General features: G+C 71.7%; 24 protein-coding genes. 17 read left to right on the top strand and 7 right to left on the bottom strand.

Going from position 1 to position 26183, the window contains the following annotated elements; all coding sequences use genetic code 11:
* Positions 1-11 precede the first annotated feature (11 nt).
* From SPRI_RS19850 to abc-f, 3 genes are all read left to right on the top strand, one after another.
* Positions 12-725 (top strand): response regulator transcription factor, encoded by a 714-nt coding sequence (locus tag SPRI_RS19850; RefSeq protein ID WP_005315517.1) that lies wholly within the window; start codon positions 12-14, stop codon positions 723-725.
* A complete protein-coding gene (locus SPRI_RS19845; protein ID WP_053557141.1) occupies positions 722-2122 on the top strand; it encodes a HAMP domain-containing sensor histidine kinase in 1401 nt (466 codons plus the stop codon). The genes SPRI_RS19850 and SPRI_RS19845 overlap by 4 nt, the downstream gene beginning before the upstream one ends.
* A 110-nt stretch (positions 2123-2232) precedes the next feature.
* Positions 2233-3852 carry a ribosomal protection-like ABC-F family protein gene (gene abc-f, locus SPRI_RS19840; RefSeq protein ID WP_053557140.1) on the top strand — a complete coding sequence of 540 codons (1620 nt, stop codon included), beginning with the start codon at positions 2233-2235 and terminating at the stop codon, positions 3850-3852.
* 130 nt (positions 3853-3982) lie between these two features.
* On the opposite strand, the gene SPRI_RS19835 is transcribed toward abc-f, so the two are convergent.
* Together SPRI_RS19835 and SPRI_RS19830 are read right to left on the bottom strand one after the other, a co-directional pair.
* Entirely contained in the window at positions 3983-4855 is an 873-nt protein-coding gene (locus SPRI_RS19835; RefSeq protein ID WP_037776600.1) for a phosphatidylinositol-specific phospholipase C, read from the bottom strand.
* A gap of 108 nt (positions 4856-4963) precedes the next feature.
* The gene (locus SPRI_RS19830) at positions 4964-6784 is read right to left on the bottom strand and encodes a bifunctional metallophosphatase/5'-nucleotidase (RefSeq protein ID WP_005315512.1); all 1821 of its coding nucleotides are present in this window, start codon (positions 6782-6784) and stop codon (positions 4964-4966) included.
* 231 nt (positions 6785-7015) lie between these two features.
* On the opposite strand from SPRI_RS19830, the gene mshD reads away from it, so the two are divergent.
* From mshD to pstB, 11 genes are all read left to right on the top strand, one after another.
* A complete protein-coding gene (gene mshD / locus SPRI_RS19825; protein WP_005315507.1) occupies positions 7016-7939 on the top strand; it encodes a mycothiol synthase in 924 nt (307 codons plus the stop codon).
* A 132-nt stretch (positions 7940-8071) separates the two neighbouring features.
* Positions 8072-8470, top strand: coding sequence for a GntR family transcriptional regulator (locus SPRI_RS19820; protein ID WP_005315505.1), 399 nt, complete (start codon positions 8072-8074; stop codon positions 8468-8470).
* Entirely contained in the window at positions 8467-9354 is an 888-nt protein-coding gene (locus SPRI_RS19815; RefSeq protein ID WP_005315502.1) for an ABC transporter ATP-binding protein, read from the top strand. Before SPRI_RS19820 ends, SPRI_RS19815 begins: the two co-directional genes overlap by 4 nt.
* Positions 9351-10286: an ABC transporter permease gene (locus SPRI_RS19810; protein ID WP_005315501.1), complete on the top strand. Its 936-nt coding sequence runs from the start codon at positions 9351-9353 to the stop codon at positions 10284-10286. Before SPRI_RS19815 ends, SPRI_RS19810 begins: the two co-directional genes overlap by 4 nt.
* A gap of 253 nt (positions 10287-10539) precedes the next feature.
* Complete coding sequence (locus tag SPRI_RS19805) at positions 10540-12771, top strand: RNA degradosome polyphosphate kinase (protein ID WP_037774296.1); 2232 nt, start codon at positions 10540-10542, stop codon at positions 12769-12771.
* Positions 12758-14089: a CHAD domain-containing protein gene (locus SPRI_RS19800; RefSeq protein ID WP_238996233.1), complete on the top strand. Its 1332-nt coding sequence runs from the start codon at positions 12758-12760 to the stop codon at positions 14087-14089. Before SPRI_RS19805 ends, SPRI_RS19800 begins: the two co-directional genes overlap by 14 nt.
* A complete protein-coding gene (locus tag SPRI_RS19795) occupies positions 14086-14505 on the top strand; it encodes an NUDIX hydrolase (protein WP_037776599.1) in 420 nt (139 codons plus the stop codon). Before SPRI_RS19800 ends, SPRI_RS19795 begins: the two co-directional genes overlap by 4 nt.
* Positions 14506-14727: 222 nt before the next feature.
* Positions 14728-15864 carry a phosphate ABC transporter substrate-binding protein PstS gene (gene pstS / locus SPRI_RS19790; protein WP_005315496.1) on the top strand — a complete coding sequence of 379 codons (1137 nt, stop codon included), beginning with the start codon at positions 14728-14730 and terminating at the stop codon, positions 15862-15864.
* A gap of 95 nt (positions 15865-15959) precedes the next feature.
* A complete protein-coding gene (pstC, locus tag SPRI_RS19785) occupies positions 15960-16955 on the top strand; it encodes a phosphate ABC transporter permease subunit PstC (protein ID WP_005315492.1) in 996 nt (331 codons plus the stop codon).
* Complete coding sequence (gene pstA / locus SPRI_RS19780) at positions 16952-18025, top strand: phosphate ABC transporter permease PstA (protein ID WP_005315489.1); 1074 nt, start codon at positions 16952-16954, stop codon at positions 18023-18025. The genes pstC and pstA overlap by 4 nt, the downstream gene beginning before the upstream one ends.
* A 7-nt stretch (positions 18026-18032) precedes the next feature.
* On the top strand, positions 18033-18809 hold the full coding sequence (pstB, locus tag SPRI_RS19775) for a phosphate ABC transporter ATP-binding protein PstB (protein ID WP_005315486.1): 777 nt from the start codon (positions 18033-18035) through the stop codon (positions 18807-18809).
* 1019 nt (positions 18810-19828) lie between these two features.
* Here the strand turns inward: pstB and SPRI_RS19770 are convergent.
* Both SPRI_RS19770 and SPRI_RS19765 read right to left on the bottom strand, forming a co-directional pair.
* Positions 19829-20827 carry an inorganic phosphate transporter gene (locus SPRI_RS19770; RefSeq protein ID WP_005315484.1) on the bottom strand — a complete coding sequence of 333 codons (999 nt, stop codon included), beginning with the start codon at positions 20825-20827 and terminating at the stop codon, positions 19829-19831.
* Between the two features lie 5 nt (positions 20828-20832).
* Positions 20833-21453 carry a DUF47 domain-containing protein gene (locus SPRI_RS19765; RefSeq protein WP_005315481.1) on the bottom strand — a complete coding sequence of 207 codons (621 nt, stop codon included), beginning with the start codon at positions 21451-21453 and terminating at the stop codon, positions 20833-20835.
* Between the two features lie 194 nt (positions 21454-21647).
* Between SPRI_RS19765 and SPRI_RS19760 the strand changes: the two genes are divergently transcribed.
* On the top strand, positions 21648-21992 hold the full coding sequence (locus SPRI_RS19760; RefSeq protein ID WP_005315479.1) for a metal-sensitive transcriptional regulator: 345 nt from the start codon (positions 21648-21650) through the stop codon (positions 21990-21992).
* 103 nt (positions 21993-22095) lie between these two features.
* On the opposite strand, the gene SPRI_RS38705 is transcribed toward SPRI_RS19760, so the two are convergent.
* Together SPRI_RS38705 and SPRI_RS19755 are read right to left on the bottom strand one after the other, a co-directional pair.
* Positions 22096-22266 (bottom strand): hypothetical protein, encoded by a 171-nt coding sequence (locus tag SPRI_RS38705; RefSeq protein WP_005315477.1) that lies wholly within the window; start codon positions 22264-22266, stop codon positions 22096-22098.
* A gap of 148 nt (positions 22267-22414) precedes the next feature.
* Positions 22415-23254: a hypothetical protein gene (locus SPRI_RS19755; protein WP_005315476.1), complete on the bottom strand. Its 840-nt coding sequence runs from the start codon at positions 23252-23254 to the stop codon at positions 22415-22417.
* Positions 23255-23415: 161 nt separating this feature from the next.
* Here SPRI_RS19755 and SPRI_RS38885 point away from each other — a divergent pair, with 161 nt between their 5' ends.
* Both SPRI_RS38885 and SPRI_RS19750 read left to right on the top strand, forming a co-directional pair.
* On the top strand, positions 23416-23589 hold the full coding sequence (locus tag SPRI_RS38885) for a hypothetical protein (protein WP_005315473.1): 174 nt from the start codon (positions 23416-23418) through the stop codon (positions 23587-23589).
* 62 nt (positions 23590-23651) lie between these two features.
* Positions 23652-25220, top strand: coding sequence for an FAD-binding oxidoreductase (locus tag SPRI_RS19750; protein ID WP_005315460.1), 1569 nt, complete (start codon positions 23652-23654; stop codon positions 25218-25220).
* Positions 25221-25237: 17 nt separating this feature from the next.
* Here SPRI_RS19750 and SPRI_RS19745 read toward each other — a convergent pair whose 3' ends face one another.
* Positions 25238-25954, bottom strand: a complete 717-nt coding sequence (locus SPRI_RS19745) for a phosphatase PAP2 family protein (RefSeq protein ID WP_005315458.1) — start codon at positions 25952-25954, stop codon at positions 25238-25240.
* Positions 25955-26183 lie beyond the last annotated feature (229 nt).

Raw genomic sequence — 26183 nt, 5'->3', positions numbered from 1 at the left:
AGGCTTGGTCCATGACTGAAGGTGAGCGCATCCTGATCGTCGACGACGAGCCCGCCGTGCGTGAGGCGCTCCAGCGTTCGCTCGCGTTCGAGGGGTACGGCACCGAGGTCGCCGCCGACGGCATCGACGCCCTCGCCCGCGCCGAGGTGTACGCCCCCGATCTGATCGTCCTCGACATCCAGATGCCGCGGATGGACGGGCTGACCGCGGCCCGCCGGCTGCGGGCCGCGGGATCGACCGTGCCCATCCTGATGCTCACGGCCCGCGACACGGTCGGCGACCGGGTCACCGGCCTCGACGCCGGCGCGGACGACTACCTGGTCAAGCCGTTCGAGCTGGACGAGCTGTTCGCCCGTATCCGGGCGCTGCTGCGGCGCAGCTCGTACGCCTCGGCCGGCCCGGGGGGCGCGGAGGAGGACGTGCTGTCCTTCGCCGACCTGCGGATGGACCTCGCGACCCGGGAGGTCACCCGCGGCACCCGCCGGGTCGAGCTGACCCGTACCGAGTTCACGCTGCTGGAGCTCTTCCTGGCCCATCCGCGCCAGGTGCTCACCCGTGAGCAGATCCTCAAGGCCGTGTGGGGCTTCGACTTCGAGCCAAGCTCCAACTCCCTGGACGTGTACGTCATGTACCTGCGGCGCAAGACGGAGGCGGCCGGCGAGCCACGCCTGGTCCACACGGTGCGCGGCGTGGGCTACGCGCTGCGCACCGGCGGCCCCGAATGACGAACAGGTTCCGTGCGCTGCCCCTGCGCTCCCGGCTGGCGCTCCTGGTGGCGACGGCGGTGGCGGTGGCCGTCGCGGCGGCGGCCAGCGTGTGCTGGCTGGTGGTGCGCAGCGCGCTGGTCGACTCGCTCGACAACGCGCTCAGCACGAACCGGATGGCGCCGCGCCAGGTGCTCGCCTTCGTCGACCCCGCCGGTCAGTGCCGCAAAGCGGCCCCCGCCGGTCCCGACACCGACCTCTTCAGGTCGACCATCCAGCTGCTGGACCGCGAGGGGAACAGCTGCGTGGTCCTCGGCGACGAGTCGGTCGAGGTCACGGACGCCGACATCGACGTGGCCGGCGGCCGTTCCGAGTCCTCCTTCCACAACGCCACGGCGTCCGACGGCTCCGAGTACCGCGTCTTCACCTATCCCATCGAGGGCTACGCGGGCGCGGTGATCGTCGCCCGTCCGCTCAGCGAGGTCGACGACACCCTGGGCAACCTGACGCTGGTGCTGGCCCTGGTCGCCGGCGCCGGTGTGCTCGGCGCCGGCGCGGCCGGCGCCTGGGTCGCCAGAGCGGGCCTGCGGCCGGTGGACGAGCTGACCGGCGCGGTCGAGCACGTGGCCCGCACCGAGGACCTGAGCGTGCGCATCCCCGTCGAGGGGGACGACGAGATCGCCCGGCTGTCCCGGTCGTTCAACGCGATGACCGCTGCGCTGGCGTCCTCGCGCGACCTCCAGCAGCAGCTGATCGCGGACGCCGGCCATGAGCTGCGCACCCCGCTGACGTCGCTGCGCACCAACGTCGAACTGCTCGCCCGGAGCGAGGAGACCGGCCGCGCCCTCCCGCCCGACGACCGCAGGGCGCTGCTCGCCTCGGTCAAGGCGCAGATGACCGAACTGGCCGCGCTCATCGGCGACCTCCAGGAGCTGTCCCGTCCGGACGTGGGCGCGAGCGGCAAGGTGCAGGTGGTGGCCCTCCACGAGATCACGCAGGCGGCCCTCGACCGGGCGCGGCTGCGCGGCCCGGAGCTGACGTTCACGGCCCGGCTGGAGCCCTGGTTCGTGCGGGCGGACCAGGCCGCGCTGGAACGGGCCCTGGTCAACGTCCTGGACAACGCAGTGAAGTTCTCGCCGCCGGGGGCCGAGGTCGAGGTGGGCCTCAGCGGCGGTGAGCTGACGGTCCGCGACCACGGCCCCGGCATCCCGCCGGAGGAGTTGCCGCACGTCTTCGAACGGTTCTGGCGCTCCCCGTCGGCGCGGGCGCTGCCCGGTTCGGGGCTGGGGCTGTCGATCGTGGCGCGCACGGTCCGGCAGGCGGGCGGCGGCATCGCCCTGGAGCCGGCCGCCGGCGGCGGCACCCGCGCGGTGATCCGCCTGCCGGGTGCGGCGGGTCCGCCTCCGCCGACCCCCTGAACATCGCGCGACAACCACCTCGCGAGACGGAACGTCTTGCCAGGGAGGGAGGCGCGCACTACTCTCTCCACAACAAGACGAGCCGTCTCGTCTCACCTCTCTCGCCGTCCATGAAGGAAGCGCCCTTGTTCCCAGCCACCGCCACCACCACCGCCTCCCAGTTCGTCGTCACCGACGTCACCAAGCGCTACGACGACCATGTCGTCCTCGACCGCGTCTCCTTCACCCTGCGCCCCGGCGAGAAGGCCGGCGTGGTGGGCGAGAACGGCTCCGGGAAGTCCACACTGCTGCGGCTGCTCGCCGGAGCGGAGCAGCCCGACAACGGCACGGTGACCGTCACCGCCCCCGGCGGCACCGGCCACCTCGCCCAGATGCTCGACCTGCCGGGCACCTGCCTCGTCGCCGACGCGATCGACCTGGCCCTCGCCGACCTGCGGTCCCTCCAGCGGCAGATCCGCGCCGCTGAACGCGCACTGGCGACCATCGGTGAGGCCGGCCACGAGCGGTACGCACGGCTGGTCGCCGAGTTCGAGGCACGGGGCGGGCACGACGCCGACCGCCGGGTCGCGATCGCCCTTCACCGGCTCGGCGAACGCACGCCACTCGCCCTCGACCGGCCGCTCGGCACGCTCTCCGGCGGTCAGCTCTCGCGGCTCGCGCTCGCCGCGACCCTCGCGTCCTCGCCCGAACTACTGCTGCTCGACGAACCGACCAACGACCTCGACGACACGGCGGTCGTCTGGCTCGAGGAGCGGCTGCGCGCCCACCGCGGCACGGCAGTCGTCGTCACCCACGACCGCACGTTCCTCGACCGGGTGACCGCCACGGTGCTCGAGGTGGACGCCGACCGGAGGACCGTGCACCGCTACGGCGACGGTTACGCGGGCTACCTCACCGCCAAGGCCGCCGCCCGCGCGCGCTGGGCACGGGAGTACGAGGAGTGGCGCGACGAGGTGGCCCGGCGGACGAAGCTGGCCGACACCGGCATCGGGGCCCTGGCCGCCATCCCGCGCAAGATGCCCCGCGGCTTCAGCGGCGCCGGCGCGTTCCGCGCGCGCTCACGGACGCACGGCGCGGCGAGCCGCGTCCGGGACGCCCGGGAGCGCCTGCAGCGCCTGACGGAGAACCCGGTGCCGCCGTCTTTGCGGCCGCTGCGGTTCACGGCCCGGATCGAGGGCGCCCCGGCACGCGGTGTCGACCTGGCGGATGTGCGGGTGCCGGGGAGGCTCCGTCTGGACGCCCTGCACATCGAACCGGGCGGACGGCTGCTGGTCACCGGTCCGAACGGCGCGGGAAAGTCCACGCTCCTCCAGGTCCTCGCCGGGGAACTGATCCCCGCGGCGGGCACGGTCGAGCGCCCAGAACGGGTGGGCCTGCTGCGCCAGACCACCGGTCCCGTGCCGGACGGCCGCACCACCTTGGAGGCGTACGGCGAGGAGCGGGCAGAAGCCCTGCTCGCGACGGGTCTGTTCCGGCCCGTGGACCTGGGCAGACCGGTCCGCGCGCTCTCGGTGGGCCAGCGGCGCAGGCTCGAACTGGCCCGGCTGCTCGCCCGGCCCGTGGATCTGCTGCTGCTGGACGAGCCCACCAACCACTTCTCCCCCGTGCTGGTGGAGGAGATCGAGGCGGCGCTGGCGCGGTACGCCGGGACGCTGGTGCTCGTCACCCACGACCGGCGGGCACGGGCGGCGTTCGACGGTCCGGAGCTGGCCCTGGCCCCCTGCCGATGACACACCGGCAAGGCGTCCTCCCGGGCCGCACCGGTCGCGCACACGCCGCCCCGGCGGCCGTACGGGCACCCACCCGTTCGCCGTCGCCGCCCCCGCACACCCGCCCGCCCGCGGCAGGGGCAGCTGACGCTCAGCCGTTGTGGCGGATGAGCGAATCGACCAGCCCTGCACGGGTGTTCGGGAAGTCGAGCGGGACGATGCCCAGGCCGCGCCAGCCGCTCGCCTCCGCGCCGTCGAGGAAGCGGTGGACGCGCGGGTTGAGGTTGTCGGAGTTCCAGCGGGGCGGCAGATACGCGGACGTGCTCACGTAGTTGACGAACAGTTTGCCCGGCTGCTGCACCGCCTTGCGGAAGTGCGCCTCGATCTTCGTGTACTTGGGGTCGGGCAGCGCGTTCCAGTCGTCCTGGATGTCGAACCAGGTGCCGTCCGCGTAACGCACCCCGGGCAGACCGCCGTTGTCGCCGAGGAGGACGACGCGTCCGCGTGCCTCGCCCAGCGCCGGGATGCCGTCGCCGATCCGGAAGAGCGGGCGCCAGCCGCGGCGGTCGAGGTAGTCGTCGAAGACGGCGCGGAAGGTCGCGTCGCTGTCCTCGGAATACTCCTGCTTGACCCGCATCAGCACGGTCTCGGAAGGGTGCGCCGCGAGGAAGTCGCGGCAGGCGATGAGGACGTCGCCGAACATCATGTTCTGGTAGGACGGGCCGTGGTGGATGGCGAACGAGCCGCCGGTGACCCGGCACCGTATGTCGAGGAAGCGGATACCGCTGTCGAGCTGCTGGGCGATGGTGGTGTTCTGGCATTCGCTCCACAGCCCGCCGAAGCGGGCACCGGAGTCGTGGGTGCCCGGAATGGTGAGGGTCTGCAGGGGTGTCGAGTCGGCCCGGCCGGCCATCCAGTCCTGCGCGGACAGGGTGCGGCGGGGCGCGGCGGTGGCGTGGGGGGCGCCGATGAGGGCGGCTGCGGACAGTGCGGCAGCGCCTGTGAGGAATCTCCGTCGGTCCATGGCAGCGGAGTATGACGCGTCCACGTCAGACGCACCAGACTCCTGTACCGCCCGGTAACGCCGGTGGGGCGGCAGGCGTCGCGCCTGCCGCCCCACCGGTGGACAGTCCTACTGCACGACCGTGATCCGGTCGGCCTTCGGCGGCGCGATCGGCGCGTCGGCCGAGGAGTTCGCCGCCAGGTAGGCGTTGAAGACGTCCAGGTCGGAGGCGCCCACCAGCTTGTTGGTGTGCTCCTTCAGGACGGAGAAGCCGTCACCGCCGCCCGCGAGGAACTCGTTCATCGCGACGCGGTAGGTCTTCGAGGGAACGATCGCCTCGCCGTTCAGCTTCACCGAGTCCACGACGATCCGGTCGGCGCCGGTCTTCGTCAGGTCCAGGGTGTACGTGAAGCCCTCCGAGACCTGCAGGATCTTCGGGGAAGCCTCGTTCGGGCCGCTGACCTGCTGCTGGAGCGTGGTGATCAGCTGCGCGCCCGTCAGGTCGACGACGTTCATCATGTTGGTGAACGGCTGGACCGTGAAGGCCTCGCCGTACGTCACCACACCGTCGCCCTCACTGCCCGACGCCTTGTGGACCAGGTCGGCGCGGATACCGCCCGGGTTCATCAGCGCCAGCTGGGCGCCGCCCTTGTCGGCCGGGGCGAGACCCGCGAGCTGCGCGTCCGCGATCAGGTCGCCGAGCGGCTTCTCCGGGGTGGTGGCGCCACGGCCGTTGATGTCCGCGGAGATGAATCCCTGCGGACGGCTCGCGATCGGCGCGGCCAGCTTGTTCCAGCGCGTGATCAGGTCGGTCATGTCCTGGGCCTTGGCCTGGTCACGGCTGACGACGTGGTTCGCCGACTTCACGGCCGTCCGCACGATGTCATTGGTGCGGCGGTCGTAGGTCAGCGTGGTGTCCGTGTAGAGCTTGCCGTACGAGGACGCCGAGGTGACCATGCGCGGCTTGCCGGACGGGTCCGGGATCGTGCACACGTACGCCTGGTGCGTGTGGCCGGTGACCAGTGCGTCGACCCGGGGCGTGATGTTCTTGGCGATGTCCGCGATCGGGCCGGAGATGCCGTCACCCGCACCGGGCGAGTCGCAGTCGTAGTTGTACGACGTCGACGCCGGCGAGCCGCCCTCGTGGATGAGCGCGACGATCGACTTCACGCCCTTGCGGTCGAGCTCACGGGCGTACTTGTCGATCGTCTCGACCTCGTCGTGGAACGCCAGGCCCTTGATGCCGCCCGCGCTGACGATGTCCGGCGTGCCTTCCAGCGTCACCCCGATGAAGCCGATCTTGACGCCGTCCTTCTCCCAGACGGTGTACGGCTTGAGGATCGGCCTGCCCGTGGACTCCTTGGTGACGTTGGCCGCCAGGTAGGGGAAGTCCGCGCCCTCGAACTCCTTGCCCTCCTCGTAGCAGCCGTCCGTCGGGTGGCAGCCGCCGCTCTGGAGGCGGGCCAGCTCGACCGCGCCCTCGTCGAACTCGTGGTTGCCCACGCCCGTCACGTCGAGGTCGAGCTTGTTCAGCGCCTCGATCGTCGGCTCGTCGTGGAAGAGGCCGGACAGCAGCGGGCTCGCGCCCACCAGGTCACCGGCAGCGGCGGTGACGGAGTACGGGTTGCCCTGGCGCGCGGTGCGCAGCGACGTCGCCAGGTGCTCGACGCCGCCGGCCGGGACGGACTTGACCGTGCCGTCGTGCTGGATCTCGGAGACATTGCCGGCGGAGCCGGCCGGGGGCTCCAGGTTGCCGTGCAGGTCGTTGAAGGAGAGCAGCTGCACATCGACGGTGCGGCCGTGGTGCGGCCGGTGAGCCGTGCGCTCGCCGGAGGCGGCGCCGGCCGGCATGGCGGCGATGAGCGCGCCGACGGTCGCGAGACCGGCGGCGGCCGCGAGCACGCGGCGGTTCCGCTTGGCCGCGCGATGGTTGGGAGGTGTCGCTGACATCTGTCCCCTTGTCAGTCCAGCGTGGTGTGAGGGTGCGAGCGGCAGCCTAGAGTCAACGCGCGTAGCGCGACAGGGGGATGTGGGTTACGACCTGGTTGCCGTCTTTCGTCAACGGGTGATTACCGCACCATCACCCGCATGACGGACATATCTCCGCACAAGTGGCGGCCACTTCGGCCCCCTCGCCCCTCGAGCCGCTGATCGGGGCCCCCTCCGCCGTACCCTCGAAGCATGACGATCGACGCAGTGATTCCGGAGCCCGGCCGGCAGATCCAGTCCCTCGACGAGCTCACCTCCGAGCAGGCGGAGGCCGTGCTGGGCGTACTCGCAGAGGCTGCGCGGAACGACGGGATGCAGGCCGTCTCCGAGCAGGGCCGGCTGCAGCTGCGCGGCGGGCGGCGGGAAGGCGTGCGCCACTTCCTGCTCACCGTCGGCGACCAGCTCATCGGCTACGCCCAGCTGGAGGACACCGACCCCGTCGAGGCCCCGGCGGCCGAACTCGTCGTCCACCCCGGCCACCGGGGCCGCGGGCACGGACGGGCCCTGGGCACCACACTCCTGGACGCCTCCGGCAGGCGGCTGCGGATGTGGGCGCACGGCGGGAAGTCCGCGGCCCGGCACCTGGCCCAGGTGCTCGGCCTCGCGCTCTTCCGCGAACTGCGCCAGCTCCGGCGCCCCTTGGACCTGCGGGACATCCCCGAACCGGTCTACCCGGCCGGCGTCACCGTGCGGACCTTCCGGCCCGGCGAGGACGACGCCGCCTGGCTCGCCGTGAACGCCGCCGCCTTCGCCCACCACCCCGAGCAGGGCTCGCTGACCCAGCGGGACCTCGACGACCGCAAGGCCGAGCCGTGGTTCGACCCGAAGGGCTTCTTCCTGGCCGAGCGGGACGGCGACATCATCGGCTTCCACTGGACGAAGATCCACGCGGAGGAGCAGCTCGGCGAGGTGTACGTGGTCGGCATCCGGCCCGACGCCCAGGGCGGCGGCCTCGGCAAGGCCCTCACCGCCACCGGCCTGCGCCACCTCGCCTCGCAGGGCATGCCGACGGCGATGCTCTACGTCGACGCCGACAACACCGCGGCGCTGCGCGTGTACGAGCAGCTCGGCTTCGCCACGCACGAGGTCGACCTGATGTACCGCACGGAGTCCTGACGGCACTCGGGGCCGGGCCCGGGGCAGGTCTCCGGCGGGCGGTCGAGAGGCAAAGGGGCGGTGTCCGTTGACACCGCCCCTTTCTTGCATCACCCTTTCACTACTCAACTAGTGAAAGGGTGATGCGGCGACATGGTCGAGTTCCGTATCGACCGGCGCAGCGGGGTCGCCACCTACCTCCAGATCGTCCAGCAGACCCGGCAGGCCCTACGGCTCGGTCTGCTGGAGCCCGGCGACCGCCTCCCGACGGCCCGCGAGGTCGTCGAGGCCACCGCGATCAACCCGAACACCGTGCTCAAGGCGTACCGCGAGCTGGAACGCGAAGGGCTGGTCGAGGCCCGCCGGGGACTCGGCACGTTCGTCACCCGCACCCTCGGCGGCCAGGCCGCCGACACCCCGCTGCGGGCCGAACTCGCCGACTGGGTCGGCCGGGCGCGCGACGCCGGCCTGGAGCAGGACGACATCACCGCGCTGTTCACCTCCGTACTGGAGGAGCGCACACAGGACGACCACAAGGGGGACGGCGCATGACGGCGACCGCGATCGAGGCGACGGGCCTCGGCCTGGCCTACGGGAGGCGGGGCCGCCGGGCCCTGCACGACTGCTCTTTCCGGATACCGGCCGGGCGCGTCTGCGCCCTCGCCGGCCCCAACGGCGCCGGCAAGTCCACGCTGCTCGCCCTCGCGGCGGGTCTGCTCCGGCCGGCCGACGGGGCGCTGCGCGTCCTCGGCGGCACACCCTCCGACGTACGCGAACGCGTCGCGTACGTCGCCCAGGAGAAGCCGCTGTATCCGCAGCTGACGGTCGCCGAGACGCTGCGGATGGGCCATGAGCTCAACCCCGGCCGGTGGGACGCGACCCTCGCGGAACGGATCGTCCAGGAAGGCGGCGGACTCGAACCCGGCGCCAGGATCCGCAGCCTCTCCGGCGGCCAGCGCACCCGCGTCGCCCTCGCCCTCGCGCTCGGCAAACGCCCCGAACTGATGCTGCTGGACGAGCCGATGGCCGACCTCGACCCGCTGGCACGGCACCGGCTGACGGCCGCGCTGATGACGCAGGCCGCCGACCACGGCACCACCATCGTCATCTCCTCTCACATCCTGTCCGAGCTGGAGACCACCTGCGACTACGTGCTCCTCCTCGACGGCGGCCGGGTGCGTCTCGCCGGCGAGACGGAGGACCTGATCGCCGCCCACACCCTGCTCACCGGGCCGGTCGCCGACCTGCCCGACCACACCGTCGTCGAATCCCGCACGACGGGCCGTCAGCTGACCGCGCTGGTACGGGGGTCCCGCGCGGTCGGCGGCGGCTGGCAGGCCGCGACACCGTCCCTGGAGGAACTGCTCATGGCGCATCTGCGCAGCCCCGACGCCCCGGCGCTGCTCACCCCGAGCGCGGAGGTGGCGGTCGCATGAGCGCGCTCACCACCCCCCGCCCACGGCTGCGGGGCATCACCTGGCTCGTCGTCCACCAGCACCGCCGCCTCCTGACCGTCACGGCCGCCCTGCTGACCGTCGCGGCGGTCGTCACGGCCGGACTGCGGATCGCGTACGGGACGAGCTCGTACGACGACGACGGCGGCCTCTTCACACGCTTCGCCTACCAGGGCGGGCTCTCGGCCCTCGCCGACTTCCTCGCGAACGGCGCCCTGCTGCTGCCGCTGCTCGTCGCGGCCGTCGTGGCGGGACCGGTGATCGGCCGGGAGCTGGAGAGCGGGACCTACAAGCTGGCCTGGTCGCAGTCGCTGCCACCCGTCCGCTGGTTCACCGCGAAGATCGCGGTGCCCGCGGCGGCCGTCGCCGTCACCACCATGGGCCTGACCGTCCTCTTCCGGGTCCTGTGGGGCCCGGTGACCTGGGACTACCGGCTGAGCTGGTACGAACGGCAGGTGTTCCTCGCCTCCGGGCCGACCCTGCTCGCCTACGGCCTCCTCGCGGTCGCCGTCGGCGCGCTCGCCGGCCTGCTGGTGCGCCGCACCCTGGTCGCGATGTCCGTCGCGGGCCTCGCGACCGGGACCGTCATGGTGGTCATGGCCGCGCTGTGGGGCCGCCTGTGGCCGTCCGTCACCGTCGAACGGCAGAACACGGACCCCGGTGTCCGGTACGACGACTTCGTCCTCGACCGGGGTCTGCTGACCTCCACCGGCGAGCGCCTGCCGGAGAGTCTGTGCTTCGAGCCCGGTTACGAGGCCTGCCTGGCCCGTCACGACGTCACCGGCGTCCTCCAGGAGCACCACCCCTTCTCGCACCTGTGGCCCCTCCAGCTCGTCGAGACCGGTATCGTCCTCGCGCTGGCCGCAGCGGCCGTGTACGCGGCCTTGCGGATCTTCCGCCGGCGTCACGCCTGACCGCGGCCCGGTCCCTGCCGCGCCGGCGGCGCACCCGGCCCGCCGATGAGCGGCGCACGGCCCCCGGGGGGCGACCCCCGGGGGCCGTACTGCGCTTTCCCTCACGTCATGTCCTTGTTACCGGGCATTCAGACGCCCTTGCGACCCTCACCCAATGCAGCCCGCTGTGCCCGCCTCCCCCCACGGGAGAAAACGTCTCGCCCCGGCCCTCTCCGACGCGCCGTCGACGCCTCTCGCGCGGAACAATGGGCCCATGAGCCAGCAGCCCGCCGAGGTCCCGGTCCAGCACCCCCAGCCGTCCGTCGCTTCCATAGCCGCGCACCGGCCGCACACCGTCGCCGCCACGGTCTCCGATCTCGAGCCCGACCTCGACGCGGACCTCGACTCGTACCAGGAGGACCCGGAGTCGACGCTCGGCACGGAGCTGCCCCAGGGGCGGTTCCTGGACCGCGAGCGCAGCTGGCTCGCGTTCAACGAGCGGGTCCTCGAGCTCGCGGAGGACCCCGCCACACCGCTGCTCGAACGCGCCAACTTCCTCGCGATCTTCGCGTCGAACCTCGACGAGTTCTTCATGGTCCGCGTCGCCGGCCTGAAGCGCCGGATCGCGACCGGCGTCGCCACGCGTTCGGCCTCCGGCCTCCAGCCGCGCGAGGTCCTCGACCTGATCTGGACCCGCTCACGTGAACTCATGGCCCGGCACGCCGCCTGCTACCAGCAGGACGTCGCCCCCGCCCTGGCCGACGAGGGCATCCACCTGATCCGCTGGCCCGAACTGACGGAGAAGGAGCAGGCCCGCCTCTTCACGCTCTTCCGGCAGCAGATCTTCCCGGTCCTGACCCCGCTGGCCGTGGACCCCGCGCACCCCTTCCCGTACATCTCGGGGCTCTCCCTCAACCTCGCCGTCGTGGTGCGCAACCCCGTCAGCGGGCACCGCCACTTCGCCAGGGTCAAGGTCCCGCCGCTGCTGTCCCGCTTCCTCGAGGCCTCGCCCCAGCGGTACGTGCCCCTCGAGGACGTCATCGCGGCCCACCTCGAGGAGCTGTTCCCGGGGATGGAGGTCCTCGCCCACCACATGTTCCGGGTGACCCGGAACGAGGACCTGGAGGTCGAGGAGGACGACGCGGAGAACCTCCTCCAGGCGCTGGAGAAGGAGCTCATGCGGCGCCGCTTCGGCCCGCCGGTGCGCCTGGAGGTCGAGGAGTCGATCGACCCGTACGTGCTCGACCTGCTGGTGCGCGAGCTGAAGGTGTCCGACGCCGAGGTCTACCCGCTGCCCGGGCCGCTCGACCTCACCGGGCTCTTCGGCATCTCGGCGCTGGACCGTCCGGAACTGAAGTTCCCCAAGTTCGTCGCGGGCACCCACCGGGACCTCGCGGAGGTCGAGTCGGCGTCCGCGCCCGACATCTTCATGGCGCTGCGCGAACGGGACGTGCTGCTGCACCACCCGTACGACTCCTTCTCGACGTCCGTCCAGGCCTTCCTGGAGCAGGCCGCGGGCGACCCCGACGTCCTCGCGATCAAGCAGACGCTGTACCGCACGTCCGGCGACTCCCCGATAGTGGACGCGCTGATCGACGCCGCCGAGTCCGGCAAGCAGGTCCTCGTCCTGGTCGAGATCAAGGCCCGCTTCGACGAGCAGGCCAACATCAAGTGGGCGCGCAAGCTCGAGGAGTCCGGCTGCCACGTCGTCTACGGGCTCGTCGGGCTGAAGACCCACTGCAAGCTGTCGCTCGTGGTCCGCCAGGAGGGCGAGACGCTGCGGCGCTACTCGCACGTCGGCACCGGCAACTACCACCCGAAGACCGCCCGGCTCTACGAGGACCTGGGGCTGCTGACCGCCGACCCGCAGGTCGGCGCGGACCTCTCCGACCTGTTCAACCGGCTGTCCGGCTACTCGCGCCGCGAGACGTACCGCAGGCTGCTGGTCGCGCCGAAGTCGCTGCGCGACGGCCTGATCTCCCGGATCAACAAGGAGATCGTCCACCACCGCGCGGGACGCCCCGCCTACGTCCGCATCAAGGTCAACTCGATGGTGGACGAGGCGATCATCGACGCCTGCTACCGGGCGGCGATGGCGGGCGTGCCGGTGGACATCTGGGTGCGCGGCATCTGCGCGATACGCCCCGGCGTGGCCGGCCTCTCGGAGAACATCCGGGTCCGCTCCGTCCTCGGCCGCTTCCTGGAGCACTCACGGGTCTTCGCCTTCGGCAACGGCGGCGAACCCGAAGTGTGGTTCGGCAGCGCCGACATGATGCACAGGAACCTCGATCGCCGGATCGAGGCACTGGTACGGGTCACCGACCCGGCCCACCGCGCGGTCCTCACCAGGCTCTTCGAGACCGGCATGTCCGACACCACCGCCTCCTGGCACCTCGGCCCGGACGGCGCCTGGACCCGGCATGCGACGGACTCGGAGGGACAGCCGCTGCGGCACGTACAGGAGATGCTCATAGACGCCCGGAGGCGCCGGCGTGCACAGCCCTGAGATTTCCCGGCCGGACACCGTCCTCGTGGGCACGGCGGGCGAGGCGGTGGCCCACTACCTCCACGCCCAGGCCGCCGACTTCCTGCGCAGTCTGCGCCGGCACGGCGAGAGCGGCGCGGAGACGGCGGCGGTCGCGGAAGCGGCCCGCTCGCTGCGGGCCGCGTCCCGCCGCATCAGCGGGACGCTCCATACCTTCCGCCCGCTGCTCGACCCGGCCTGGGCGGACGGCCTGCGTACGGAGCTGGCGTGGCTGTCCACGACGCTGGCCCAGGAGCACGCGTGCACGTCACGCCTGTCCCGCCTGCTGGACGCCCTGTCCCGCCTTTCGGGCACGGCACCGCTGCCGCCCGCCCGCGGCGAGAGCCTGCCGCTCGACGGCGCCGCGGCGCACAACGGTTCCCGCGCGGCCGGGGCCCGTCCCCACGGACCGGCCGGCCCCGACCCGGCGGCGGGCGTCCGGACGGGCACCGTGGACGGCGACGGACACACCGCGGGCGACGGCGTACCGGCTGCCTCCGCCGGCGGGCAGGGCGCGGGCGGCACGGCACCCGCCGTGCTCGCGGACGGCCACGGCACGGACCACGGCACACCGGCGGCGGGCGACGGCACGGCCGGCGGCGTCCGGGCCACGGTGACCACGGCGACGGCGGACCGCGCCGGACGCACGGCCGGCTCCGCCTCCGGCAGCGGCGCGCTCGCCGTTGGGGCAGCCCGGGCCGCGGCACTGCTGGAGCGGCAGCTCACCCTCGCGCGCACCCGCGCCCACTCCGCCGCGCTCCAGGCGCTCGGCTCCTCACGCTTCCACGCGGTCGCCGACGCCGTTGCTTTACTGGCCTCCGAGCTCCCGCTCGGCCCCGCGGCCGCCGGACCGGCCACCGAGACCCTGGCGCTGCCCGCGGAGGCCGCGGAACGGCGGCTGCTGGCGGCGGTCGCCGAACTGCCGCTGCGCAGGGCGGCCCACCCGTACAACGCCGAGGCGCTGTTCAGCGGCCTCGGCGCGGCATCCGCCGGTGAGGCGCAGGACGCCCCCTGGCACGAGGTCCGCAGGCTGCTGCGGCTGCACCGCTACGCGCAGGAGGTGCTGAACCCCGGCGCCGACCCCGCCTTGTGCCACGCGGGCATCCTGCTCGACCGGCACCGCGACGCCGCGGAGGCGGCGGCCGCGGCGGCCGCCGCGGCCCGCACCCCACGCATCGCCCCGGCCACCGCGTACGCCCTCGGTGTGCTCCACGCCGACCAGCGGCACGAGGTCGAGGCGGCCAGGTTCGCCTTCCAGCAGGAATGGCGGCACGCCACCACGGCGGTCCCGGCGCCATGAACGGCGGGGCCACCGTGCTCGCCGCGGGATGCGTGCTCTGGCGCCGCTCCCCGCACCGGGACGGCGGCATCGAGATCTGCCTCGTCCACCGGCCGAAGTACGACGACTGGTCGCACCCGAAGGGCAAGCTCAAGCGGGGCGAGGACACCCTCGCCGCGGCCCTGCGCGAGGTGCTGGAGGAGACCGGCCACCGCTGCGTCCCCGGCACCCGCCTCCCCACCGTCCGTTACGTCGCGAACGAACGGCCCAAGCAGGTCTCCTACTGGGCCGCGGAGGCGACCAGCGGTTCCTTCGCCGCCGGCGACGAGGTCGACCGCATCGTGTGGCTGCCGCCCGCCGCGGCGCGGACCAGACTCACCCAGCCCCGCGACCGCGCACTCGTCGACGCACTGCTCCAGGCGCTGCACACGGCGTGACCCCCGGAAGGGTCCCGTACGCCTCTCCAGCCCCACAGACGAGTGAACATTCGAACGGGCACCGGGTCGCCGGGCACGGTTCACCTTGCGTTCACTCTCGCCAGTCGGCCGCTTCATCTCATCTGCCTAATTTCGGCCTCAGACGGTGACCGGCACAGTGCCGGTCCCCCCACCCCGACGCACGCCGCCACGGACGGCGGCAACTGGAAGGAACACCAGAAAGTGAAGCTTCAGCGCAAGAACGGGCTTCGCGCCACCGCGCTCGGCGCCCTCGCGATCTCCGGCGCCCTGGTCCTCACGGCGTGTGGCTCGGACAACAACACGGCCACCGGCCCTGACGGCGGCGACAAGACCAACGCCGCGTCGAACATCAAGTGCGACGAGGCCAAGGGCCAGATCCTCGCGGCCGGCTCGAGCGCGCAGAAGAACGCCATGGACCTGTGGGTGAAGAACTTCCAGGCCGCCTGTTCCGGCGTCGAGGTCAACTACCAGCCCATCGGCTCCGGTGGCGGTATCACCAAGTTCACCCAGGGCCAGGTCGCCTTCGCCGGCTCCGACTCCGCGCTCAAGCCGGAAGAGGTCGAGGAGTCGAAGAAGATCTGCAAGGGCGGCCAGGGGATCAACCTCCCGATGGTCGGCGGCCCCGTCGCGATCGGTTACAACCTGGAGGGCGTGGACAACCTCGTCCTCGACTCCGCGACCATCGCGAAGATCTTCGACTCGAAGATCACCAAGTGGAACGACCCGGCCATCGCCAAGCTCAACCCCGACGCGAAGCTGCCGAGTTCCTCCATCCAGGCCTTCCACCGCTCCGACGAGTCGGGCACCACGCAGAACCTGCACAAGTACCTCAGCGACGCCGCCCCGGCCGACTGGAAGCACGACCCCAAGTCGAAGTCGTGGCTGGCCCCCGGTGGCCAGGCCGCCAACGGCTCCTCCGGCGTCGCCGCCCAGGTGAAGCAGACGCAGGGCTCGATCGGCTACTTCGAGCTGTCGTACGCGAGCTCGCAGTCGATCTCCACCGTCAAGCTGGACACCGGTGCCGCCGCCCCGGTCGAGGCGACGAGCGAGAACGCCTCCAAGGCCATCGCCGCCGCCAAGGTCACGGGCACCGGCAAGGACCTGGCCCTCTCCCTCGACTACAAGACCAAGGCCGAGGGCGCCTACCCGATCATCCTCGTCACGTACGAGATCGCCTGCGACAAGGGCAACAAGGCCGAGACCCTGCCGACCCTGAAGGCGTTCCTCAACTACACCGCGAGCGAGGAGGGCCAGAAGGTCCTCACGGACGCCGGCTACGCGCCGCTCCCCGCCGAGATCGCGACCAAGGTCCGCGAGATCGTCCCCACCCTGTCCTGATGTCCGGCCGGGGCCGGTCCGCCTGAAACGGACCGGCCCCGGCATCCGGTGCACCGCCGCCTGGAGCCTGCCGGCTCCGCAGACCGGAGACCCCGATGGATACAGCAACCACCACATCAGTCCCACCGCCCCGTGCCCCGCAGCAGACGGGCACCACCCGCGGCAAGCCCCGCCCCGGTGACCGCATATTCCTGGGCATGTCCCGGGGAGCAGGCATCTTCCTGCTGGTCATCATGGCCGCGATCGCGGGCTTCCTCGCGTACCGCGCGGGCATCGCCATCTCGAAGGACGACGCCAACTTCCTGACCACGTCCGAGTGGAACCCGGCCGGTGACCCGCCGGTCTTCGGCATCGCCGTACTCGCCTTCGGCACCGTCGTCAGCTCGGTCATCGCGATGGTCATCGCCGTGCCGGTCGCCATCGGCATCGCGCTGTTCATCTCGCACTACGCGCCGCGGAAGTTGGCCACGCCCCTCGCGTACGTCGTCGACCTGCTCGCCGCCGTGCCCAGCATCATCTACGGCCTCTGGGGCGCCATCTTCCTGGTCCCCTACCTCGACGGCCTGAACAGCTGGCTCGCCCAGTACCTGGGCTGGACGTACATCTTCGAGAAGACCGGCGAAGGCCCCGCCCGCAACCTGTTCACCGTGGGCATCCTGCTCGCGATCATGATCCTGCCGATCATCACCAACGTCACCCGCGAGGTCTTCCTCCAGGTGCCGAAGATGCACGAAGAGGCCGCCCTGGCCCTCGGCGCCACCCGCTGGGAAGTCATCCGGATGTCGGTGCTGCCCTTCGGCCGCTCCGGCATCATCAGCGCCTCCATGCTGGGCCTCGGCCGAGCCCTCGGCGAGACCATGGCCGTCGCCGTCGTCCTGTCGCCGAGCTTCATCATCTCCGGGCACCTGCTCGACGCGGGTGGCGGCACCTTCGCCCAGAACATCGCCGCGAAGTTCAACGAGGCGGACGAATTCGGGCGGGACGCCCTGATCGCCTCCGGTCTCGTGCTGTTCGTGATCACCCTGCTGGTCAACGGCGCGGCCCGCGCGATCATCGCCCGCCGCAAGGAGTACTCGGGGGCCAACGCATGAGCCAGACCCTTCAGGAGAAGCGCCCGGTGACCACCGTCCGCACCGGCCCCCTCTCCCACGCCCGGATGCCGCGCTGGGCCCCGGCCGCCATCGCGGTCGCCTCGATCGCCGCAGGATGCGGCATCGGCCTGGCCGCCGGCTGGCACAGCCGCGTCCAGTGGGGCATGATCGCCGCCCTCGTCTTCGTCCTCGCCACGTACGTGATCACCACGAAGGTCGAGAACTCCCGCCAGGCCAAGGACCGCGTCGCCACCAGCCTCGTCTGGGTCTGCTTCGTGCTCGCCGTCGTGCCGCTGTTCTCGCTGGCCTGGGTCACGATCACCAAGGGCCTGGAGGTGGTCGACGGCTACTTCCTCGGCCACTCCATGAACGGAGTCCTCGACGCCGAGCCCGGCGGCGGCATCTACCACGCACTGCTCGGCACCATCGAGCAGGTCCTCATCGCCGCGGTCATCGCCGCCCCGATCGGTCTGCTCACCGCGATCTACCTCGTCGAGTACGGGCGCGGGAAGCTGGCCAAGGCCGTCACCTTCTTCGTCGACGTCATGACCGGCATCCCCTCGATCGTCGCGGGCCTGTTCATCCTCGCCACCTGGAACCTGATGCTCGGCTTCGGCCCCTCCGGTTTCGCGGGCGGCCTCGCCCTCGCCATCCTGATGATGCCGGTGGTCGTCCGCTCCACCGAGGAAATGCTGAAGCTGGTCCCGAACGAGCTGCGCGAAGCCTCGCTCGCGCTGGGCGTACCGAAGTGGCGGACCATCCTGAAGGTGGTCCTGCCCACCGCGATCGGTGGCATCACCACCGGCGTGATGCTCGCCGTCGCGCGCGTCACCGGTGAGACCGCTCCGGTGCTGCTCCTCGTTTTCGGCACGAAGCTGATCAACCCGAACCCCTTCGAAGGCGCCCAGTCCTCCCTGCCGCTGTACGTGTACGAGCAGTACGCCGTCGGCACCGACGCCTCGATCGCGCGCGCCTGGGGCGCCGCCCTGGTTCTGATCGCCTTCGTCATGATCCTCAACCTGGTGGCCCGCGGCATCGCCCGCTGGAAGGCCCCGAAGACCGGAAAGTAGAACCACCATGGCCAAGCGAATCGACGTATCGGGCCTGACCGCCTACTACGGCTCCCACAAGGCGATCGACGACATCTCCATGACCGTGGAGCCCCGCTCCGTGACCGCCTTCATCGGCCCGTCCGGCTGCGGAAAGTCCACGTTCCTGCGCACGCTGAACCGCATGCACGAGGTCACCCCCGGTGGCCGCGTCGAGGGCAAGGTGCTGCTGGACGACGAGAACCTGTACGCCAAGGACGTCGACCCGGTCGCCGTGCGCCGCACGGTCGGCATGGTCTTCCAGCGGCCCAACCCCTTCCCCACGATGTCGATCTTCGACAACGTCGCGGCGGGTCTGCGGCTGAACGGCACCTACAAGAAGAACCAGCTGGCGGAGATCGTCGAGCGCTCCCTCAAGGGCGCGAACCTCTGGAACGAGGTCAAGGACCGGCTCAACAAGCCCGGCTCCGGCCTCTCCGGCGGCCAGCAGCAGCGCCTGTGCATCGCCCGCGCGATCGCGGTCGAGCCCGACGTGCTGCTGATGGACGAGCCGTGCTCGGCGCTCGATCCGATCTCGACGCTCGCGATCGAGGACCTGATCGGCGAGCTGAAGGAGCGCTTCACGATCGTCATCGTGACGCACAACATGCAGCAGGCGGCGCGCGTCTCCGACCGCACGGCGTTCTTCAACCTCTCGGCGGTCGGCCAGCCCGGCAAGCTGATCGAGATCGACGACACCGAGCGGATCTTCGCCAACCCGTCCGTCCAGGCGACCGAGGACTACATCTCCGGCCGCTTCGGCTGACAAACGCCCCGGCCCGCCGGGGAGCAGGCGTCCTGGGGTGCTGCATGGCGGTGCCACCCCAAGACGAAGGGCCCGCCCCCTCTCCCAGGGGGCGGGCCCAACCATTTCCCGACCGGGCCGGGCCGGGTAGGGGCTTTCGCGCATGGCGGGCGCCGCGGTCTCCGGCCCGTCGGCGGAAACGACCCGGCCCCGTCCGGACCACTCGAGCCCGGCCGGCGATCGAGCCGCGGGGGCCCGGGGGCGGAGCCCCCGAAACCGCGCGCAGCGCGGTGCGGAGCCCGGTACAGAGTCCGGCGCGGAGCCCGGTACGGAGTCCGGCGCGGTGCCCGGGGGCGGAGCCCGGTACAGAGTCCCGGCGCGGAGCCCGGTCGAGGGCTGGGCGCAGCCCGGTACGGGTCCCGGGCGCAGCCCGTCCGGGGCGGAGCCCGGTACGAGTCGTGGGCGCGCCCGGTCGGGGGGTCCCGGGCGCAGCCCGGTCGGGGGTCCCGGCGCGGAGTCCGTTACTGAGTCCGGCGCAGGGCCCGGGGCGGGGCCCCGAAACACCGCGCGCAGCGCGGTGCCGGTCCCGGGCGGAGCCCGGTACAGAGTCCCGGCGCGGAGCCCGGTCGGGGGTCCCGGCGGAGCCCGGTCGGGGGTCCCGGCGGAGCCCGGTCGGGCGTCCCGGCGGAGCCCGGTCGGGCGTCCCGGCGGAGCCCGGTCGGGCGTCCCGGCGGAGCCCGGTCGGGCGTCCCGGGCACAGCCCCTCCGGCGCGGAGCCCAGTACAGAGTCCGGCGCGCAGCCCGGTACGAGTCGTGGGCGGAGCCCGATCGAGGATCCCGGGCACAGCCCCTCCGGCGCGGAGCCCAGTACAGAGTCCGGCGCGCAGCCCGGTCGAGGGTCCCGGGCGCAGCCCGGTACGGGTCCCGGCGCGCAGCCCGGTCGGGGGTCCCGGGCGGAGCTCGGTCGGGGGCTGGGCGCAGCCCGGTTGCCGAGGGGGCCGGGGAGGGGAGACGGCCCGCGCAGCGGGCATCCGCAGGGGTCAGCCGAAGATCAGGTACACCACGCCATAGCTGGCCGCCGCCACCATCGCCGCCGCCGGCATCGTGATGAACCACCCCAGGATGATGTTCTTCGCGACACCCCACCGCACCGCGTTCACCCGCTTCGTCGCGCCGACGCCCATGATCGCCGAGGTGATCACATGCGTCGTCGAGATCGGCGCGTGGAACAGGAACGCCGAGCCGAACATGATCGACGCGCCCGTGGTCTCCGCCGCGAAGCCCTGCGGCGGGTCCAGCTCGATGATCTTGCGGCCGAGCGTCCGCATGATGCGCCACCCACCCGCGTACGTACCGAGTGACAGCATCAGCGCACAAGCGATCTTGACCCAGGCGGGGATCGGGTCGCCCTGGTTCTCGACGTCGGCGATGACGAGGGCCATCACGACGATGCCCATCGTCTTCTGCGCGTCCTGGAGACCGTGACCGAGCGCCATGCCCGCCGCGGACACCGTCTGCGCGATCCGGAAGCCGCGCTTCGCCTTGTGCGGGTTGGCGTTGCGGAACATCCACATGATGCCGACCATCACCAGGTAGCCGACGGCCATACCGACGATCGGCGAGACGAACATCGGGATGACGACCTTCTCGAGCACCCCGGTCCAGATCACCTCGGTCCCGCCGGCGAGCGCCGCGCCCACCATGCCGCCGAACAGCGCGTGCGACGAGGAGGAGGGCAGGCCGAAGTACCAGGTGATCAGGTTCCAGACGATCGCGCCGACGAGCGCCGCGAACAGGATGCCCATGCCGCGCGAGCCGACGGGCGTCTCGATGAGCCCTTCGCTGACGGTCTTGGCGACGCCCTGTCCGAGGAAGGCGCCCGCGAGGTTCATCACCGCGGCCATCGCCAGTGCCACTCGCGGCGTCAGCGCCCTCGTGGAGACCGATGTCGCGATCGCGTTCGCGGAGTCGTGGAAGCCGTTGGTGTACGTGAAGAAGAGCGCGACCCCGATGGTCACGACCAGGGCAAAGGTGTCCACGTGGTTCAGGACTCCTTGACCGCGATGGTCTCCACCGTGTTCGCCACGTGCTCGAACGCGTCCGCGGCCTCTTCGAGCACGTCGACGATCTGCTTCAGCTTGAGAACCTCGATGGCGTCGTACTTGCCGTTGAAGAGGTGGGCGAGCAGCTTGCGGTGGATCTGGTCCGCCTGGTTCTCCAGCCGGTTGACCTCGATCCAGTACTCGGTGAGGTTGTCCATCGTCCGCAGGTGCGGCATGGCCTCGGCCGTCAGCTCCGCGGCCCGTGCCAGGACCTCGATCTGCTGCTCGACGCCCTTGGGCAGTTCTTCGACGTTGTAGAGGACGACGAGGTCGACGGCCTCTTCCATGAAGTCCATGATGTCGTCGAGGGACGATGCGAGGTTGTAGATGTCCTCGCGGTCGAACGGCGTGATGAACGAGGAGTTCAGCTGGTGGAAGATCGCGTGGGTGGCGTCGTCCCCGGCATGCTCGGCGGCCCGCATCCGTTCCGCGATCTCGGCCCTGGCGGAGGATTCCGCCCCGAGCAGTTCCATCAGGAGCTTCGAGCCCGTGACGATGTTGTCCGCGGAGGCGGAGAACATGTCGTAGAAGCTCGTCTCCCTGGGGGTCAGACGAAATCGCACGTGGGGTCCTCGGGGTGCTTGGATTCGGTCAGGCTGATGCTAGGCGCATCATCCGGCCACGGCTAACCGGCAGTATCCCAGTGTCGCCCATCGGAACAAGGCGATCAGCACGGACCCCCACCGGTTTCCGCACCATTCGTTACCATATACCCACGAGGGGTATACATCCCCTTCAGGGACAACGGGAGGACACGATGACGACCACCGAGGCGGCCGGCCTTCCGGTCACGGAGCAAGAGACCGACCACGACCGCGGCGTGCACGGGTACCACAAGCAGAAGGACGAACACCTCAAGCGACTGCGCCGGATCGAGGGCCAGATCCGCGGCCTGCAGCGGATGGTCGACGAGGACGTCTACTGCATCGACATACTCACCCAGGTCTCGGCTTCGACCAAGGCCCTGCAGTCCTTCGCGCTGCAGCTGCTCGAGGAGCACCTGCGGCACTGCGTCGCGGACGCGGCGGTGAAGGGCGGTGCCGAGGTGGACGCCAAGGTGGAGGAAGCGACGAAGGCCATCGCCCGGCTGCTGCGCACCTGACCGGGCCCCCGCGCGTGGCTTGATCTTGACGGTCTCCGACCGGAGCGGCACCGGCGGTCCCGCCCCGCGCCGGGACCGGTCGGAGCAGGGCGGTGGCGGCGTCTCACCGGCAGGCGGACCGCTCGGCCGCCACCATCAGGACCTCGTCGATACGGTCCGCGCTGAGGCGTTCCTCCGCGGCTGCCGACGCGGCGATCATCAGCTCGCCGCACAGCTCGATCTCGGCGAGGGCCACATGGTCGTCCTGGACGGTGGTCGTACTGGGCGGGGCCACGTGCAATCACCTCTTCCGGCCGATGTCGGTTTCCTAGCGTAGGGAGCGGTGCACACGCCGCGCATGGCACGTCCGGACCATTTAGGTTCTGACTCTCCCGGCCAGGTGCCCCTGGCCTCCCCCGCGCGGACGGGCCCGCCCGGCACGCTCAGGCCTCGACCTTTCCGGAATAGATGTCCTCTTTGTCCGGTAGCCGGACGACGACCCGCGCCCCGAAGTCGAAGAGGACCGTGGTCGACGTGACGTCGACCGTTCGGCCCTCGTTGACGAACGCGAAGCGGTGCCGCACCTTCCGGAGCCTGCCCGCCTCGTCGAGGTAGGCGTCGAACGGCACCACATCCCTGGCGAACCCTTTCGCCGCTGCGGCCAGTGACGCTCTGGCATGAGGTTCCGCCGCCCGCGCCGCCCGCCCGATGTCGGTGACGCCCCGGAAGTGCCGTACCTTCTGGCCGGCGATCTCCGCTTCGCCGACGTAGGTCACCTCGTCCGCCCCACGGAGCAGTTCGGCGGCGGTGAGCGGATCGGTCGCCCCGCCCGTGACCAGGTTCCCGTCGTCCAGGGTGGTCGTGTCCACCCTGACCCACTTGTCCGCCGGCACACCCGCGCCCCGGTTCTTCATGTACAGGGCGCCGGACGTCAGCAGTTCGGTGATGGGCTTGTGCTCGTCCTCGCCGGCGGCGTCCGGCGGCAGCACGACCTTCAGTTCGCCCATGCCCCGGGCGAAGTCGTACCCGCCCTCGCCCCGGATGGTGACCCGGGTGCCGCCGGACGCCATCTCCATCGACGTACGCGCCTTGGAACTCCTGGCCCCGGTCAGCGCGTCAGCGGCACTGCGCACCTCGTCCGTCGGGCCGCCCGACCTGCCGGGGGCGGGGCCGTGGCCGTCCTCCGCGGCAGCGCCCGGGTCCGAGCACCCCCCGGCCGCCGCCACGGCCATGGCTGCCAGGACGGCGACCGCTCCGCCCCTGCGCTTGTGCTGCACCACCATTGCCTGCCAACCCCCAACACCGGACCGCCGCTTGTACGGGTCCCCCCTTGCCCTCCGCCCGAGGGGCCGGGGAACGACCCACTCGCATAACGACCGCCCCGGCACGTCGTCACGCCGGTCCCGGGGCTTTGCGGCCTCCGGGGCGGCAGTACCGTGGAACCGTGCCTCAGCAGGACCCCTCGGCCGGCGACCCGGCGACGCATACGACCACCACCGTCGAGCGCGGCTCCTTCGCCGTGGCCCGCTGCACCTGCGGCTGGTCGGGGCCGGCCAGACGGTCCCGTGACCGGGCCCGTACCGACGCCCGGTCCCACGTTCCGACCCGCACGTCCTGACCCGGGCCGTCGGCCCGGGAACCTGCCGGCGCCGGGAGCCGTCTCGTTCCCCAGGAGGTTCCATGGACCGGCGTGCGCTGCTGACCACCGCTGTCGCCCTCACCGCGGCCGCCGCTACGGGCTGCACGGAAAAGGAGGCCGGCACCGCACCGGGCACCACCGCCCCGACGCGCGGCCCGTCCGCCACCGCGACGCCGTCGGCCACCAGGACCGCCGCCGCGGACTGGGCCGCCCTCGCCCGCGGACTCGACGGGCAGCTGATACGGCCCGGGGACGCGGCGTACGCGAGCGCCCGGCAGCTCTACAACACACGCTTCGACTCGCTGAAGCCGGCAGCCGTCGCCTACGTCGCGGGCGAGGACGACGTGAAGGAGTGCCTGGCCTACGCGCGGGCCCACGGCACGCCGGTGTCCATCCGCAACGGCGGCCATTCCTACGGCGGCTGGTCCTCGGGCAACGGACGCCTCGTCATCGACGTGTCGCTGCTCGACCGGATCGGGGCCGACGGCTCGATGGGCGCCGGCGCGAAACTCATCGACGTCTACAACACCCTGGCCCGGCACGGCCGTACCGTCCCCGCCGGTTCCTGCCCCACGGTCGGCGTCTCGGGTCTCGCACTCGGCGGCGGCCACGGTGTCACCTCCCGCGCCTACGGGCTGACCTGCGACAGCCTCACAGAGGCGACGGTCGTCACCGCCGACGGCAGAGCGCTGACCGCGAACGCCGACGAGAACAAGGACCTCTTCTGGGCGCTGCGCGGCGCCGGGAACGGCAACTTCGGCGTGGTGACACGCCTGCGTTTCCGCACCAGCCCCACCCCCGACACCGTCACCGCCTACCTCAACTGGCCGTGGCAGAAGGCGGAGCAGGTGCTCGCCGCGTGGCAGCGGTGGGGCCCCGACCAGCCGGACGAGATCTGGTCCTCGCTGCACCTCGCCGCCGGCCCCGGCGGTTCCCGGCCCACCCTGTCCGTCGTCGCCTTCACACTCGGCGCGGAGAGCGATCTGCGGAACGCCGTCGACCGGCTCGCGGGCGCGGCCGGCTCGGCCCCGGCCTCCGTCGCCCTGCGTCCCCGCGGCTACCGGGACGCCATGCTCGGCTACGCGAACTGCCTCTCCCTCAGCGAGGAACAGTGCCGGCTGCCGGGCAGCACCCCCGGCCGCGACCGGCGCGGCGCGCTGCCCCGCGAGACGTACGCCTCGGCCTCCGACTTCTACGACCGTGACATCACGGCGGGCGGCCTGCGCGCGCTGATCGCGGCGGCGGAGGCCTTCACCCGTCTCCCGGCCGGCGCGGGCGGCGGCGGCTCGATCGCGCTCACCGCCCTCGGCGGCGCGGTGAACCGGGTGGATCCCCTGGCGACGTCGTTCGTGCACCGCCGTTCACGGATGCTGGCCCAGTACATCGCCGCCTGGCGACCCGGCACCGGCGGCGCCGCGCAGCAGTCCTGGCTGAGGGACACCCATGCGTCGCTGCGGCGCTACGCGTCGGGGGCGGCGTACCAGAACTACGCCGATCCGACGCTGTCCGACTGGCGCCGGGCCTACTACGGACCCGCCCTCGACCGGCTCACCCGGCTGAAGAGGCGGTACGACCCGGACCGCGTGTTCGACTACCCGCAGGCGCTGTAGGGCTCGCGGCCCACGGCTCAGGCCGCGAGGCCGTTCTCGCCCTTGCCCTCCGCCCTCGGCTCCGGGATGTCCAGCGACTCGGGCCGCAGCGAACCGCCCGCCGCGGCCCGCTTGGACCGCACGAGCCACCCGAAGTGGCGCGAGCCCGCGATCGCCGACACCAGCGGCGTGAGCAGGGCGAGGGCCAGGGGGGCGAGCAGCAGCGCCACCGCCGTACCGAGGGCGAATCCACCGATGACGTCGGTCGGATAGTGCACGCCCATGTAGACCCGGCAGAAGCCCTCCGCGACGGCGAGGCCGAGAGCGGCGAGGCCGAACCTGCGGTTCGCCACGAACAGTCCGGCGCCGATCGCCATCGCCATCGTGGCGTGGTCACTCACGAACGAGTAGTCGGTCTTGCCGGCGACGAGGACCTCGAGGCCCTCGTGGGAGAGGAAAGGCCGCGGTCTCTCCACGAAGCCCCGGATGGGGATGTTCACGAGCAGCGCGATTCCGGCGGCGAGCGGTGCCCAGATCAGCCCGGCGACCGCCGAGACCGAGTCCTCCGCGCTGCCGCGCCGGCGCACGCTCCACCAGCACCAGAGCACGACCAGCACGAGGCCGAGCATGATCCCGTACTCGCCGACGAACTCCATGGTGCGGTCCAGCCAGGTGGGTGCGTCCTTGGCGAGGCCGTTGATGTCGTAGAGCAGGCCGACATCCGGGTTCACACCGTCTGCTGCGAGTCCAGCCATCTGCTGCGGCCCCTTGCCTTGTGCCTGCCGGCGCACCTGCCTGTGCGCCGTCCTGAATCAACCCCCGTGGTCAGTGCGGTGTCTGCTGCATGGTCAGTGCGGCCTTCCCTGCCCAGGGAACGACGTGATCGGCGGTCGCGTTCCACTCTCCACCGAACGATCACCATGACGTTATCGAAGAGTGACACGTCGTCGCAGCTCAGAGCCCTGGCACAACCGTCGTGTTCCA

This window comes from Streptomyces pristinaespiralis, from assembly GCF_001278075.1.
GTDB lineage: Bacteria > Actinomycetota > Actinomycetes > Streptomycetales > Streptomycetaceae > Streptomyces > Streptomyces pristinaespiralis.
The sequence above is the reverse complement of the archived record's forward strand: the minus strand, read 5'-3'. Positions and strand labels throughout refer to the sequence as shown.

Coding starts and splice junctions, on each gene's coding strand:
- pstB (WP_005315486.1), top strand. CDS start 18,033: ATGGCCAAGCGAATCGACGTATCGGGCCTGACCGCCTACTACGGCTCC.
- SPRI_RS19830 (WP_005315512.1), bottom strand. CDS start 6,784: ATGTCAGCGACACCTCCCAACCATCGCGCGGCCAAGCGGAACCGCCGC.
- SPRI_RS19755 (WP_005315476.1), bottom strand. CDS start 23,254: ATGGTGGTGCAGCACAAGCGCAGGGGCGGAGCGGTCGCCGTCCTGGCA.
- mshD (WP_005315507.1), top strand. CDS start 7,016: ATGACGATCGACGCAGTGATTCCGGAGCCCGGCCGGCAGATCCAGTCC.
- SPRI_RS19805 (WP_037774296.1), top strand. CDS start 10,540: ATGAGCCAGCAGCCCGCCGAGGTCCCGGTCCAGCACCCCCAGCCGTCC.
- SPRI_RS19820 (WP_005315505.1), top strand. CDS start 8,072: ATGGTCGAGTTCCGTATCGACCGGCGCAGCGGGGTCGCCACCTACCTC.
- SPRI_RS19835 (WP_037776600.1), bottom strand. CDS start 4,855: ATGGACCGACGGAGATTCCTCACAGGCGCTGCCGCACTGTCCGCAGCC.
- SPRI_RS19850 (WP_005315517.1), top strand. CDS start 12: ATGACTGAAGGTGAGCGCATCCTGATCGTCGACGACGAGCCCGCCGTG.
- SPRI_RS19745 (WP_005315458.1), bottom strand. CDS start 25,954: ATGGCTGGACTCGCAGCAGACGGTGTGAACCCGGATGTCGGCCTGCTC.
- SPRI_RS19795 (WP_037776599.1), top strand. CDS start 14,086: ATGAACGGCGGGGCCACCGTGCTCGCCGCGGGATGCGTGCTCTGGCGC.
- SPRI_RS19845 (WP_053557141.1), top strand. CDS start 722: ATGACGAACAGGTTCCGTGCGCTGCCCCTGCGCTCCCGGCTGGCGCTC.
- pstC (WP_005315492.1), top strand. CDS start 15,960: ATGGATACAGCAACCACCACATCAGTCCCACCGCCCCGTGCCCCGCAG.
- pstA (WP_005315489.1), top strand. CDS start 16,952: ATGAGCCAGACCCTTCAGGAGAAGCGCCCGGTGACCACCGTCCGCACC.
- SPRI_RS19815 (WP_005315502.1), top strand. CDS start 8,467: ATGACGGCGACCGCGATCGAGGCGACGGGCCTCGGCCTGGCCTACGGG.
- SPRI_RS19750 (WP_005315460.1), top strand. CDS start 23,652: ATGGACCGGCGTGCGCTGCTGACCACCGCTGTCGCCCTCACCGCGGCC.
- SPRI_RS19810 (WP_005315501.1), top strand. CDS start 9,351: ATGAGCGCGCTCACCACCCCCCGCCCACGGCTGCGGGGCATCACCTGG.
- abc-f (WP_053557140.1), top strand. CDS start 2,233: ATGAAGGAAGCGCCCTTGTTCCCAGCCACCGCCACCACCACCGCCTCC.
- SPRI_RS19760 (WP_005315479.1), top strand. CDS start 21,648: ATGACGACCACCGAGGCGGCCGGCCTTCCGGTCACGGAGCAAGAGACC.